The organism is Myceligenerans indicum, from assembly GCF_016742955.1.
Taxonomy (GTDB): Bacteria; Actinomycetota; Actinomycetes; order Actinomycetales; family Cellulomonadaceae; genus Myceligenerans; species Myceligenerans indicum.
Genome location: NZ_JABBYC010000002.1, coordinates 95005 through 107428 on the forward strand (window position 1 = coordinate 95005; position 12424 = coordinate 107428).

10 protein-coding genes are annotated in these 12424 nt (G+C 69.9%); 5 read left to right on the top strand and 5 right to left on the bottom strand.

Annotated elements, in window-relative coordinates; translation table 11 throughout:
- Positions 1–57: 57 nt before the first annotated feature.
- The 4 genes from HGK34_RS02725 to HGK34_RS02740 form a co-directional block, all read right to left on the bottom strand.
- On the bottom strand, positions 58–1419 hold the full coding sequence (locus tag HGK34_RS02725) for an ABC transporter substrate-binding protein (RefSeq protein ID WP_201845045.1): 1362 nt from the start codon (positions 1417–1419) through the stop codon (positions 58–60).
- A gap of 67 nt (positions 1420–1486) precedes the next feature.
- Positions 1487–2386 (bottom strand): carbohydrate ABC transporter permease, encoded by a 900-nt coding sequence (locus HGK34_RS02730; RefSeq protein ID WP_201845046.1) that lies wholly within the window; start codon positions 2384–2386, stop codon positions 1487–1489.
- Positions 2386–3312, bottom strand: coding sequence for a carbohydrate ABC transporter permease (locus tag HGK34_RS02735; RefSeq protein ID WP_201845047.1), 927 nt, complete (start codon positions 3310–3312; stop codon positions 2386–2388). The genes HGK34_RS02730 and HGK34_RS02735 overlap by 1 nt, the downstream gene beginning before the upstream one ends.
- Positions 3309–5462, bottom strand: a complete 2154-nt coding sequence (locus HGK34_RS02740; protein WP_201845048.1) for a beta-galactosidase — start codon at positions 5460–5462, stop codon at positions 3309–3311. The genes HGK34_RS02735 and HGK34_RS02740 overlap by 4 nt, the downstream gene beginning before the upstream one ends.
- Positions 5463–5643: 181 nt before the next feature.
- Here HGK34_RS02740 and HGK34_RS02745 point away from each other — a divergent pair, with 181 nt between their 5' ends.
- Positions 5644–6696 (top strand): LacI family DNA-binding transcriptional regulator, encoded by a 1053-nt coding sequence (locus tag HGK34_RS02745; RefSeq protein ID WP_201845049.1) that lies wholly within the window; start codon positions 5644–5646, stop codon positions 6694–6696.
- A 16-nt stretch (positions 6697–6712) separates the two neighbouring features.
- Here HGK34_RS02745 and HGK34_RS02750 read toward each other — a convergent pair whose 3' ends face one another.
- Positions 6713–7474, bottom strand: coding sequence for a GntR family transcriptional regulator (locus HGK34_RS02750; RefSeq protein ID WP_201845050.1), 762 nt, complete (start codon positions 7472–7474; stop codon positions 6713–6715).
- A gap of 206 nt (positions 7475–7680) precedes the next feature.
- Between HGK34_RS02750 and HGK34_RS02755 the strand changes: the two genes are divergently transcribed.
- From HGK34_RS02755 to HGK34_RS02770, 4 genes are all read left to right on the top strand, one after another.
- Positions 7681–8772: a transaldolase family protein gene (locus tag HGK34_RS02755; protein ID WP_201845051.1), complete on the top strand. Its 1092-nt coding sequence runs from the start codon at positions 7681–7683 to the stop codon at positions 8770–8772.
- A gap of 157 nt (positions 8773–8929) precedes the next feature.
- On the top strand, positions 8930–9898 hold the full coding sequence (gene iolC / locus HGK34_RS02760) for a 5-dehydro-2-deoxygluconokinase (protein ID WP_201845052.1): 969 nt from the start codon (positions 8930–8932) through the stop codon (positions 9896–9898).
- Entirely contained in the window at positions 9885–10796 is a 912-nt protein-coding gene (locus tag HGK34_RS02765; protein WP_201845053.1) for a Cgl0159 family (beta/alpha)8-fold protein, read from the top strand. Before iolC ends, HGK34_RS02765 begins: the two co-directional genes overlap by 14 nt.
- Positions 10797–10820: 24 nt before the next feature.
- Positions 10821–12371 carry a CoA-acylating methylmalonate-semialdehyde dehydrogenase gene (locus HGK34_RS02770; RefSeq protein WP_280517830.1) on the top strand — a complete coding sequence of 517 codons (1551 nt, stop codon included), beginning with the start codon at positions 10821–10823 and terminating at the stop codon, positions 12369–12371.
- Positions 12372–12424: the final 53 nt, after the last annotated feature.

A 12424-nucleotide genomic window follows, 5' to 3' on the forward strand; every position in this document is an offset into this window, starting at 1 on the left:
TCGTGGTACCCCGCGCACCGCCCGGACCGGTCACGGGGACCGGTCCGGGCGGAGGTCTCACTTGTTGACGGTGAACCCCTGGGCGTTGCCGTAGGAGACGAGCTTGTCCTGCCAGGCGAGCAGGCCGTCGTTGAGGTCACCGCGTTCGGTGTAGGACTGCCCCACCGTGTCGGGGAAGACGCTGTTCGCGTAAACCTGGTAGGGCAGGTACTGCCAGTCGGTGGAGACGTTCTCGGAGGCCTGCACCAGGACCTCGTTGATCTTCTGCCCGCCGAAGTAGTCGGGTGCGGCACCCAGGAAGTCGGGGTCGTTGAGCTGGGCCGTGGTGGACGGGAAGCCGCCGGACTCCAGGAACACGTTCACGCTGTCCTCGGAGCTGTTGAGCCAGCGCACGAACGCGGCGGCGAGCGCCGGGTTCTCCGACTGCTTGACGACCGCCTGCGAGCTGCCGCCGTTCTCGGCCGTGACCGGGTCGCCGTCGTAGGACGGGATCGGGGCCACGCGCCACTTGCCGGCCCCCTCGGGGACGGAGCCCTCGAGGATGCCCGGCATCCAGGCGCCGGTGACGATGGTGGCGAGGCTGTCGTTGCCCAGGGCCTTCCACCAGTCGTCGGACCAGGTGGGGATGTCGGCCAGGAGTCCGGGTTCGAGGAGCTGGTTCCACATGTCGGCCCAGCGCCGGGTGCCCTCGTCCTGCAGGTCGAGGGACACGGTGGTGCCGTCGACGGTGTAGGGGTGCCCGCCGGCCTGCCAGATGAGGGGCTGGGCGAACCCGGGGTCGCCGGCGTCGTTGGTGATGTACACCGACGGGTCGGCGTCGTGCAGCTCGCGGGCGGCGGCGATGTACTCGTCCCAGGTGGTGGGCACGTCGATGCCGTGCTCGTCGAAGAGGTCCTTGTTGTACATCAGGATCAGCGGGCCGGAGTCCTGCGGCAGGCCGTACAGGCCGCCCTCGACCGTGGACTGGGCCCAGGTGGAGGCCGTGAACTGGTCCTCGAGGCTGTCCAGGCCGAAGCCGTTCAGGTCGACCAGGCTGTCGGAGATCGCGAACTGCTGGAGGGCGTAGTACTCGATCTGCGCGACGTCGGGGGCGCCGGAGCCGGCGGCGATGGCGTTCTGCAGCTTCGTGTACTCGTCGGTGGCGGTGCCGGCGTTGACCACGTCGACCGTGACGTTCGGGTACTCGGCCATGAACGCCTCGGCCTGGGCCTCGCCGGACGGCGTCCACGTCCAGTAGGTCAGTTCACCGCCCTCCTCGAGCGCGGCGTCCAGGTCGGCGAGCGATGCCTGGGGGTCGGACGAGCCGGCGTCGGCGCCTGAGGTGGCGCCGCCGCAGGCGCTGAGCAGGCCTGCGGCGAGCAGACTCGTCGCCAGGGCTGCGACGGTCCGGCGGGCTGCCGGACGGATGGTGCGGGACATGATGACTCCTTGTTTCACTTCGTCGTGCCGGGCGACTGCGGTGACGCCCGTGTGGTCGCGCAGCGGTCTACTGCTTGACGCTCCCGGCGCTGAGGCCTGACTGCCAGTAGCGCTGCAGGAAGAGGAAGATGGCGATGATCGGCACGATCGCGACGAGCGAGCCGGTGATCACCAGGTTGAAGATGGGCTCGGCGGCGACGCCGGCGGCCTGGGCGCTCCACTGGTTGAGCCCGACGGTCAGGGGGAACCACTTCGGGTCGCTGAGCATGATCAGCGGCAGGAAGTAGTTGTTCCAGGTGGCCACGATCGTGAAGAGCGCGACGGTGACGATGCCGGGCAGCAGCAGCCGCACGGAGATGGTGAAGAACGTGCGCATCTCCGACGCGCCGTCGAGCCGTGCGGCCTCCAGGAGCTCGGTGGGCACCGAGTCGATCGTGTAGACCCAGATGAGGTAGAGGCCGAAGGGGCTGATGAGGGAGGGGATGATGATGGACCAGGGGGTGTTGGTCAGGCCCATCTGGCTGAACAGCAGGAACGTGGGCACGGCGAGTGCCGTGCCGGGCACGGCCACGGCACCGAGCACGACGGCGAAGTAGCCGGCGCGCCCCGGGAAGCGGAACTTGGCCAGCCCGTAGCCGGCGAGGGTGGCCAGCAGGGTGGCGCCGCCGGCGCCGACCACGACGTACAGCATGGTGTTGCCGAGCCAGCGCAGGTAGATCCCGTCGTCGTAGGTGAACGTCCGGGCGATGTTGTCCCACAGGGCGAAGGAGTCGCCGAAGGCGAGGCCGAAGGAGGAGAAGAGGTCGGCCTGGGTCTTGGTGGCGTTGACGAACAGCCACACGAGCGGCACCAGGGCGTAGAGCAGGAACAGGCACATCAGCAGGGTCAGGGCCGTCGACCTCGGTGGCCGGGTGACCGAGAAGGGCCTGCGGGCCCGCGGGTGGATGACACGTCGGTTGCGGACCATCAGCGGTCCTCCTTCCGGGAACCGCGCAGCTGCACCACGTAGGCGATCGCCGCGGTGATGACGCCCATGATGATCGCGATGGTGGCGGAGTAGTTGTACTGCTGGCCGGCGAACGAGAGCGAGTAGGCGTACATGTTCGGCGTGTAGGAGCTGGTGATGACGTTGCTGGCGAGGGGCTGCAGCACGTTCGGCTCGTTGAAGAGCTGGAAGCTGCCGATGATCGAGAAGATCGTGGCGATGACGATCGCGCCACGGGCCGCGGGGAGCTTGATCGCCTTGACGACCTGCCAGCCTCGTGCGCCGTCGATCTCGGCCGCCTCGTACAGGTCGGTGGGGATCGTCTTCAGCGCCGAGTAGAAGATCACCATGTTGTAGCCGACGAACTCCCAGGTGACGATGTTGCCGATGGAGACGAGCATCCACTGCGGGGCGAACGGCGCCAGGACGCTGCTGCCCAGCCAGTCGTTGATGCTCGCGGTGAGGCCGAAGTTGTCGCCGTAGATGAAGCCCCACATCAGCACGGCGACCACGGCGGGCACCGCGTAGGGCAGGAAGATCACGATGCGGAAGAACCCGGTCGCGTACAGGCGGGCGCTGTCGATCGCCAGGGCCGCGGTCAGGGCCAGCAGCAGCATGATGGGCACCTGCACCAGCAGGAACAGCAGCACGCGGCCGAAGCTCGCCCAGAAGGCGGGGTCGTGGAAGGCCAGGACGTAGTTGTCCAGGCCGACGAAGGCGTTACCGCCCACGAGCTGGTTCTGGAAGAGGCTCAGCCACAGGGCGTATCCCAGCGGTGCGATGAAGGCGATGACGAACACCACGGCGAACGGCCAGGTGAACTGCCAGCCGGTCCAGCGGCGTCGCTGCCTCCTGATCGCCGGCACCGAGGTTCGTGTCACGCCGGGGCTGCGGGTGAGGGTGGTCATCGGGCACCTCCTGCGGTCGCGCCGGTCGTGGCGTCGCCTGTCGCGACCTCGTCGGACACAAGGACACGACAGCCCCAGGGCTCCAGCGTCAGTTCCTTGCCGGCCGGGAAGTGGTCCCGGGTGGCCGGCTCGACGACGTCGTCCGGGAGCGTCGTGGTCGTGGCCTCCCAGCTCCAGTTGAACAGGAAGCGGAGACGCCGTCCGTCCGGCACGGTGCCGGAGGAGATCGTGACCGGCAGCTCCGACGGCTTGTCCGTGTCGGCCCCGGCCGGTCCGGCGGCGAAGTGGATCACCGCGCGGGCGAGCTCGCGGTCGGGGACGCAGCCCACCGTCGTCACCTGCCCGGCGCCGTGAGCGTGAGTGGTCACCGCCGCGAAGTCGCCGAAGCGGGGGTGGTCGTAGCCGGCGAGCGTGGTGGTGCCGTCGGCGGGGCGCAGGCCCTCGACCCAGTACCGGCCGGACGCACCGTCCGCGGCCGGCAGCCGGGGCGAGCCGGTCACGGGGACCGGGTCCTCGAGGTTGGAGTACTCCTCGTAGGAGACACCCGCCGCGGCGTCGAGGCCGGGCGGTGCGACGGCGACGCGGGCGCGTGCCTCGTGGTCGGCGTAGCCGGTGCGCACACCCAGCACCAGGTGGCCGCCGTGGGCGGCGTAGTCCCGCAGCAGGTCGAGCTCGGCGTCGGTCGTGACGTAGAGGCCGGCCGCGACGAGCACGGGGAAGCGGCGCGCGAGTTCGGCGCCGCCCAGCTCGGCGGCCTGTTCCAGGTGCAGGATGCGGGCCTGGCGGCCGGTCTCGACGACGGCGGCGTGGAAGGCGTCGAAGGTGTGCTCGAAGGACTCCTCGTCCGGTGTCCCGTCGATCGTGAACGGCGGCATGTACTGCTGCGCGTACCGGCTCGGGTTGGACCACAGCAGCGCCACGTCGGCGTCGGGCTCGTACCCGTCCAGCAGCGGCGAGATCTGCCGCAGCTCGGCGCCGATCGCGGACACCTCGTCGTAGACGCGGCCGGGTACCAGGCTGTGCGGCAGCACGCCGCCCCAGTAGGTCTCGGCGCCGTACGGCAGCGTGTGCCAGTGCCAGTACTCGATCATGGCCGCGCCGCGGGAGACGAACGCCATCGCGGCCTGCTTGAGCTGGCCCGGGTAGGGCGGGAAGTTGGTCGACGAGTCGTCGATCGCCTGCGCGTTGGTCTCGGTGACCAGGAACCGCGCCTGCTTCGAGGAGTAGAGCCGGTCGGCCTGCCGGAACAGCCCGGCCACACCGGTCGTGGTCCAGTAGTTGAGCTGGCGCTTGTCCAGGGAGGCGTCCAGGCGGTCCTGCATGCCGTAGTACGGGTTGCCGGAGGTGACGTCGAGCGCGGCGAACAGGCCGCGGTCGTCCAGCCCGCGGCGCGGGTACTGCAGGCACGTGGTCACGAACTGCTCGGGGCGGGCGTACTCCCCCACGAGCTGTGCCTGCCAGGCGATGAACTCCGTGGTCTGGGCTGCCTGGAACCGCCGCCAGGCCAGGTCGTACTGGGGGAAGGAGTTGCCGTCGGGACGCCACAGCTCGCTCCAGTCCGCGAGACGGTGGGACCAGTAGGTCAGGCCCCACTCGCGGTTGAGGGTGTCGACGTCGCCGTACTGCCGCTTGAGCCCGCGCACGAACCGCGTGAACACGCTGTGGTTGTGGAAGAGCTCGAGGCCGGGCTCGTTGTCGACCTGGTAGCCGATGACCGCGGGGTGGTCCGCGTAGCGGGCGACGATGCGCCGGACGACGCGCTCGGCGTAGAACCGGAACGTCGGGTTGGTGTAGTCCACCTCCTGGCGCGCGCCCCACGGAACGGGCTCGCCCGAGCGGCGTTCGGCCGCGATCTCGGGGTGGGCCGTCTGGAGCCAGGGCGGGACGGCGTAGGTGGGGGTGCCGAGCACGACGGCGATGCCGCGCTCGTGCGCCGCGTCCAGGACCGGGGCCAGCCACTCGAGGTCGAACCGCCCGTCCTCCGGCTCCCATGTGGACCAGACCGACTCGCCGACGCGGATCACCGTGATCGACGCCTTCGCCATCAGGTCCAGGTCCTCGAGCATCCGGTCCCGCTGGTGGTACTCGGGGTAGTAGGCGACGCCGAACAGGGCTCCGGTGGGGAGCGAGGGGGCGGGGCGTGGGTGCATCGGTCAGGTACTCCGTTGTCTCTGCTGTCGTCGGTGACGTGAAAGCGACTCTAGGACCGGATGTTACCGGTAACAAGTGCTCGTGATCCGATTGTTACCGGTAACATGATGCTGGGTCAAGCGATCGCCGACGGCGCTACGCTGATCCGACCGACACCGATCCCGCCTGAAGGAGCGTGCGATGGCCTCTCCCACCACCGTGGACGTCTCGCCGCGCGACGACGGCAAGCCGGCCACCATCTACGACGTCGCCAAGGCCGCGGGCGTCTCCCACCAGACCGTGGCGCGCTACCTCCGGGGCTATCAGGGCATCCGCCCGGCCACCCGGGAACGGGTCGTGGCGGCGCTCGAGGAGCTCGACTACCGACCGAACCTCACCGCGCGATCACTGACGACGGGGCGGTCGCACCGGATCGGCGCCCTGACGCACGAGATCGACAAGCACGGTCCGAGCAACATCGCCCAGGGGGCAGCGGCCGCCGCCCGCCGGGCCGGGTACGTGCTGGACATCTTCACCCTCGACATGGGCGATCCCGGCTCGATCCGCGACACCCTCGACCTGCTCCGTCAGCACGACCTCGCCGGGATCCTGGCGCTGACCTCCACCGACGAGATGTCCGCGGCCATCGAGGCGGCACGGTTCACCGTGCCTGTCTACCTCGGCGGCGAGCCGGACGACACCGCCACGGAACACTCCGAGCTGACCGGCGTCGGCTTCCCGGCCCTCGTGGACCATCTGGCCGAGCTCGGCCACTCCTCCTTCCTGCACGTCGCCGGGCCGGCCACCTGGCCCGCGGCGCGCAACCGCACCCAGGCCTACCAGGAAGCCCTCGCGGCCCGCGGACTGCACTCGGCGGGGATCGTGGCCGGGGACTGGACCGCACGGTCGGGGCACGACGCCGTCGCCGCGCTCGGCCCCCACCTCGACGCGAGCGCCATCGTCGCCGCGAACGACCAGATGGCACTCGGCGCCATGCTCGCCCTCCGGCGCCAGGGCCTCGATGTGCCGCGCGACATCAGCGTGACCGGCGTCGACGACATCCCCGACGCGGCCTACTTCGCTCCCCCGCTGACCACCCTCCGCATCGACTTCGCCGCCCAGGGACGCGACATCGTCGGCGCCCTCCTGGCCCAGATCGACGGGCGGCAGCCCGAGCGATCCGTCACGCCCCACTCCGAACTGGTGGTCAGGGAGTCCACCGGGCGCGCCCGGGCCGACACGCCGCGCCCCTGACCAGAACGTCGAACGCTCAGCGGTCCACGAGGGTCATCTCGAACGAGTAGAGGTCAGGGCGGTAGCAGTGCTGTCCCCACTCGACGGCGCGACCGGCGTTGTCGAACGCCGTGCGCGTCATCGTCAGGACCGCCGCACCCTTGGGGATATCGAGCAGCCCGGCCTCCACACCGGTGGCGTCCCGCGCGCCGATGCGCTGCTTCGCCACCCGCATGGTCACCCCCCTGGCCCGGAGCAACTGGTACAGACCGTACTTGGCCAGATCGTCGGCATCGAGATCGCGATACTGCTCCGGCAGGGTGTTGTCGAGGATCGCGATGGGCACACCGTCCGCGGAACGCACCCGGCGAATGCGCAGCACCGGTCGCCCCTTCTCTATGCCGAGCTCCTCGGCCGCCTTCTCGTCCGCCTTCCCGACCTCCATCGACACGATCTGGGTCGTCGGCTCCTGGCCGGACCGTTCGAGGTCCTCGTACAGGCTCGTGAGCTCCACGCTCCGGGTGACCTTGCCGTGTACCACCTGCGTGCCGATTCCCCGCCGGCGCACCAGCAGGCCCTTGTCGACGAGCTCCTGGATGGCCCGGCGGATCGTGGGCCGGGACAGCCCGAGACGGCTGCCGAGCGCCACCTCGTTCTCCAGTCGCGACCCGGCGGGCAACGTGCCGTCCTGGATGGCGGCCTCGAGCCGGCTCGAGATCTGGAAGTAGAGCGGAACAGGTCCCGACCGGTCGAGATCGACGAACAGGTCGACCGGGAGTGCCTGCTGCCGGTCCGCCATGGTGCTCCCTCCCGCCGCGACCCTCGCGACACGATGTCTAGACATTATCAGCACTTTCCATCGGCGAGGAATGTCAGGTCGTGTGACGAACCTCAGCCCCAGACCAGGTTGTATTGTCCAGACATACTATCTACGCTTGCCGGAGTGTCACGCGACGACGCGTGCCGCGCCAACGGCGCACCGACCAGAGACCATCGGAGAAGCCCATGCCTGACACACCCACGACCACTTCCGAGACCCTGCCACTGCGCATCGCCGCCGACACCACCCCCACCAGCCTCTGGAACGACTCGGCGGACCCGCGGCAGCTCGCCCGCTCGATCGAGTTCGGAGCGGTCGGCGCCACGTGCAACCCCGTGATCGCCCTGGCCGCCATCAAGAGCGACCTGGAGACCTGGAGCCCGCGCATCACCCAGCTCGCCAAGGAGCACCCCGCCGCCGGCGAGTCGGAGCTCGGCTGGATGGTGGTCGAGGAACTCTCCGTCCAGGCAGCACGGCTCCTCGAGCCGGCCTTCCGAGCCAGCGGAGGCCGCGACGGCCGCCTCTCCATCCAGACCGATCCGCGACTCCACCGCGACGAGGCCGCCCTGGTGGAGCAGGCCGTGCGCTTCTCCGGGCTCGCCGAGAACATCATCGTCAAGATCCCGGCGACGGCCGTCGGCATCCGCGCCATCGAAGAGGCGACCTTCCACGGCGTGAGCATCAACGCGACCGTGTCGTTCACGGTGCCCCAGGCGCTCGCCGTCGCCGAGGCCATCGAGCGCGGCCTCGACCGACGTCGCGCCGCCGGGCTCCCCGAGCGCGAGTTCGGCTCGGTCGTGACCATCATGGGCGGGCGGCTGGACGACTGGCTCAAGGCTTGGGTCAAGGAGCACGGTGTGCTGATCGACCCCGGGCATCTCGAGTGGGCCGGCGTCGCCGCACTGAAGCGGGCGCACGCGCTGTTCGAGGAGCGCGGATACCGGTCGCGCATCCTCTCCGCGGCGTTCCGCAACCACATGCAGTGGTCCGAACTCCTGGGCGGCGACCTCGTCATCTCCCCGCCGTTCGAGTGGCAGGAGCGGATCAACGCCAACGGGATCGCCGTCGAGAACCGCATCGACCGCCCGGTCGACTCGCACATCGTCGAGACCCTGCTCGAACGCGTCCCGGAGTTCGGCCGCGCCTACGAGCCGGACGGCATGACCGTCGAGGAGTTCGCCGGCTTCGGCGCGACCCGGCGCACCCTGCGCCAGTTCCTCGAGGCGGACGCGGCGCTCGACTCGCTCGTGCGCGACATCCTCGTGCCGGCGCCCTGAGCAGCACGGAGGTCGCATCCAGACCGGCCGCGTCGGCTCGAGTGGCGAGCCGCGGAACGCCCCTCCACACCGAGCCCGATGGCCTATTGTCATTTTGTTAGGACATGGATATCATGAATGCCACGGCCCTCCGATCGAGAGAGTTCTACACCGTCGTATGAACACCACACCCAGGATCTTCGACGTCATCGCGGTCGGCCGCGTCGGCGTCGACATCTACCCGCTCCAGGACGGCGTGGGCCTCGAGGACGTCGAGACGTTCGGCAAGTACCTCGGCGGCAGCGCCACCAACGTGGCAATCGCCGCGGCCCGCCACGACCACCGCACCGCCGTCATCACCCGTACCGGCGACGATCCCTTCGGCCGGTTCGTCAAACGCGAGCTCGTCCGCCTCGGAGTCTCCGACACGTTCGTCGGCGTCGAACCCGACCTGCTCACGCCGGTGACGTTCTGCGAGATCTTCCCGCCCGACGACTTCCCACTGTACTTCTACCGGAAGCCCAAGGCCCCGGACCTGACCATCACCGCGACCTCGCTCGATCTCGACGCGATCCGCGACGCACGGGTCTTCTGGGCGACCGTCACCGGCCTGTCGGCCGAGCCCAGCCGCTCGGCCCACCACGTCGCCTGGTCCGCCCGCAACCGTCGGCGCCACACGGTGCTCGACCTCGACTACCGGCCGATGTTCTGGACCTCGCCCGCCGAGGCGACCCGCGAGGTCCAGCGCGCGCTCCCGCACGTGACGGTCGCCGTCGGCAACCGCGAGGAGTGCGAGATCGCGGTCGGCGAGACGGACCCGCACCGCTCCGCCGACGCACTGCTCGACCACGGGGTCGAACTCGCCGTCGTGAAGCAGGGACCGAAGGGCGTGCTCGCCAAGACCCGCGACGACTCGGTCGAGGTCCCGCCGTTCCCCGTGAACGTCGTCAACGGCCTGGGCGCCGGTGACGGGTTCGGCGGTGCGCTGTGCCACGGACTGCTCGAAGGCTGGGACCTGGAACCGATGCTGCGGTTCGCCAACGTCGCCGGCGCCATCGTCGCCTCGCGACGCGAGTGCTCCACCGCCATGCCCACCACCGCCGAGGTCAAGGCCGCACTCGAAGGAGCCGGAAATGCCGCGCACTGAACGTTTCCTGTCCCCCGAGCGCTTCGCCCGGCTCCGCGACCTACGCGCCCGCGAGCCGCACCGGGTCGCCGAGGCACTCGCCGCCCGGACCCGCCGACCGGTCCTGTCCGACGCCGGCCGCCTCTTCATCGTGGCCGCCGACCATCCGGCCCGCGGGTCGCTCGCCGTCGGCAAGGAGTCGATGGCCATGGCCGACCGGTACGACCTGCTCGACCGTCTCACGCTCGCGCTCTCGCGGCCCGGCGTCGACGGCGTGCTGGGCACGCCCGACATCATCGACGACCTCGCCCTGCTCGGCGCGCTCGACGGCAAGGTCGTGGTGGGCTCGATGAACCGGGGCGGCCTCCGCGGCGCCTCCTTCGAGTACGACGACCGATTCACCGGCTACGACATCCCGGCGATCGTCCGCGACCGGCTGGACTTCGCCAAGACCCTGCTGCGCGTGAACCTCACCGACACCGCGACCGCCGACACCCTCGAGGCGAACGCGCGCGCGGTCTCGGCCGCCGCGCGGGCGCGCCTGCCGATCATGGTCGAACCGTTCCTCAGCGAGTGGCGAGGTGGCGCGGCCACGAACATGCTCGACCCCGACTCGGTGATCGCGTCCGTCGGGATCGCCACGGGGCTCGGCAACAGCTCCGCCTACACCTGGATGAAGCTGCCCGTGGTCGACCAGATGGAGCGAGTCATGGAAGCCACCACCCTGCCGACACTGCTGCTCGGCGGCGATCGCACCGCCGACCCCGACGCCACCTATGCCACGTGGGAGAAGGCACTCGCCCTGCCCGGCGTACGAGGCCTCGTCGTCGGCCGCACCCTGATCTACCCACCCGACGGGGACGTCGTCGCGGCCGTCGACACCGCCGCCTCCCTCGTACACGTCCAGCCAGCAGCCTGACCCCACGGAAGGTCGAGAACAGCCATGAACCACAGCACCGAGAACCTGCCGGTCGCCGACCCGTTCGTCGAGGAAGGCGGCCTGCCCGTCGTCGGACACTGGATCGACGGGAAATACCACGCGTCGCGCAGCGGGCGCACCGCGCCCGTCTACGACCCCGCCCTGGGCAAGCAGACCAAGGAGGTCGCGCTCGCGGACGAGGCCGAGATCGCCGCCGCGATCGCCTCCGCGGCCCGTGCCTTCCCCGCCTGGGCGGGCATGTCCATGACCAAGCGGCAGGCCATCGTGTTCCGCTTCCGCGAGCTGCTCAACGAGCGTAAGCACGAGCTCGCCGAGATCATCACGAGCGAGCACGGCAAGGTCGTGTCGGACGCGGCCGGCGAGGTGCAGCGCGGGCTCGAGGTCGTGGAGCTCGCCACCGGGTTCCCCCACATCATCAAGGGCGAGTTCTCCGAGAACGTCTCCACCGGCATCGACGTGTACTCGACCAGGCAGCCGCTCGGCGTGGTCGGCGTCGTCAGCCCGTTCAACTTCCCCGCGATGGTGCCGATGTGGTTCTTCCCCATCGCGATCGCCGCGGGCAACACCGTGGTCCTCAAGCCGAGCGAGAAGGACCCGTCGGCCTCGATCTGGATGGCCGAGCTCTGGAAGGAAGCCGGCCTGCCCGACGGCGTGTTCACCGTGCTCCAGGGCGACAAGGTGGCCGTCGACGGCCTGCTCACCCACCCCGAGGTGAAGTCGATCTCGTTCGTGGGCTCCACCCCGATCGCGAAGTACATCTACGAGACCGCCGCGCGGCACGGCAAGCGTGTCCAGGCCCTCGGCGGCGCGAAGAACCACATGCTCGTGCTCCCCGACGCCGATCTCGACCTCGTGGCCGACCAGGCGATCAACTCGGGTTACGGCTCTGCCGGCGAGCGCTGCATGGCGATCAGCGTCGTGCTTGCCGTCGAGCCCGTCGCCGACGCCCTGATCGAGAAGATCACGGAGCGGATCGCGAAGCTCCGCGTCGGTGACGGCCGCCGCGAGCCCGACATGGGACCGCTGGTCACGGCACAGCACCGCGACAAGGTGTCCTCCTACATCGACATCGCCGCGCAGGACGGGGCCAAGGTCGTCGTCGACGGCCGCGGGATCGAGGTCGACGGCGCCGACGACGGCTTCTGGCTCGGCCCCACGCTGCTGGACGACGTGCCCACCACCAGCCGGGCCTACACCGAGGAGATCTTCGGACCGGTGCTGTCGGTGGTGCGCGTGGCGACCTTCCAGGACGGGGTCGACCTCATCAACTCGGGTGAGTTCGGCAACGGCACGGCGATCTTCACCAACGACGGCGGGGCCGCACGGCGGTTCCAGAACGAGATCCAGGTCGGCATGATCGGGATCAACGTCCCGATCCCGGTGCCCGTCGCCTACTACTCGTTCGGCGGCTGGAAGGACTCGCTGTTCGGCGACTCGAAGGCATACGGCATCCAGGGCTTCGACTTCTTCACGCGCCAGAAGGCGATCACCTCGCGCTGGCTCGACCCGGCCACGCACGGCGGCATCGACCTCGGGTTCCCCGAGAACGACTGACGCGGCGCGGCGGGCCGGCTGACCACGGTCGGTCAGGCAACCCCCGCCCGCCA